Here is a 1,479-nt window from a genome sequence, read left to right on the forward strand (position 1 = left end):
GACCGTGCCGGACGAGGGGGCGACCGGCCCGGTCCGCCCACGGGCGACGGGGAGATCCGCCCGGGAACGGTGACTGTGGCGGCCGTCGCCGACACGGAGACGATCCGTTCCGCTGCGGTAGACGACGGGCACTCCCGTTTCGTTGTGTCCTGGCCCGGATTAGTTGTTGATCTGGTGGTGTGGGGGCCCACAGTGGGATGCACGCATCGCACTGGCATCGACCTGCTGCGCGATCAGCCGTCGGCGATGTCACGAAAGGCATCAGTCACGTCGCAACCTGTCCGGGGGGCGCCGCGTCTTACCTAACAAGAGGGATGACCCGACCGGTTGGTCCATCCAGGAACAGCCAACGTCGACACGTGAATATCAACAGTCTCCCGCGCGCCGTTGGGTTGAGTGCGCGGGATGCGGTGAGCGCTGTACCCCTCCCGCGGCGCTCCCCCACGGTGTCTGTGTGGGCGGGCGGGGTGGCCCGCCCACACAGACACCGACCCCGTTCGGGCGGCGCGCAGCCTTCTTCTCGGTCGGCTGCGGTTCAGAACACGCGTCTGATCAGGAAAGCGAGATCAAACCATCTCTGCATTCGGTCAGCGGCTGCGTCGCGTCATCACCGCGGCGGCCGGGGCGGCGCTGTGCGTGGGAGCCGGCCTGGCCGCCGCCGCGCCCGGAACGCCCCCGCTCGCCTTCGACCTCACCAGCGGCGGCATCTGGCTGACGAGCGAGCCCACCGGAACCGTCACGCACCTGCAGAGCACGACCGGGCGGGCGGACGCGGCCGTCACCGTTCCCGGCGCGATCGGGCATCGGCTGTCCGTTCTGCGCAACGGTCCCGATCTCCTCGTCTGCGACGCGGATGCCGGCCTGCTCCACCTGATCGAGCCGCAGCGCCTTGCCCCGGCACGCACGGCCACGCTGCGTCCCGGAACGACGGTGACCGCCGCGAACGGGGTGGTCTACGCCGTCGATGGTGCGAGCGGGCGGGTGCAACGTCTGGACGGACGGTTGCTGACCGGCCTGGGACCGGTCGTCGACCTCGGCGGAGCGCTTGGTGCCGTCGCCCAATCGGTGGATGGAACGCTGTGGGCGCCCGTCCGCACCAGCGGCTCCGTGGTCATGATCCGCGACGGTGTGGCATCGCCTCCGATCCTCGTCGCCCGACCGGACCATCAGATCGACGTGGTGCTGGCCCATGATCGCCCGGTGGTCGTCGACGGTACGGCCGGGACGGCGATCCCGATCACCGGCGACCGGCCCGGGCGGAAGACTGCGCTGCCGGTGACCCTGACCACCGCGTCCGCGGGGCCACCTGGCGCAGTGATTGCGGCAGCAGCGGCCGAGCGGAGCACTGTCCCCGTCCTCGACCCGGTTGCCGGGCGGCTCCTGCTCGCCGACGTCCACGACGGCGAGGTCACCATGCATGATCTGCCAAGCCGGCCGGGTGGTGGAAGGGGCCAGCTCGGGGAGGGCACGGCCCAACCG

At 70.9% G+C, this 1,479-nt stretch carries 1 pseudogene; it reads left to right on the forward strand.

What is annotated here, in order from left to right:
- Positions 1-636: 636 nt before the first annotated feature.
- Positions 637-1,479, forward strand: a pseudogene (locus NBZ85_RS31035) (hypothetical protein); the annotation flags it as partial.

It is taken from the genome of Frankia tisae (assembly GCF_025403405.1).
In the GTDB taxonomy this organism is placed as follows: Bacteria; Actinomycetota; Actinomycetes; order Frankiales; family Frankiaceae; genus Frankia; species Frankia tisai.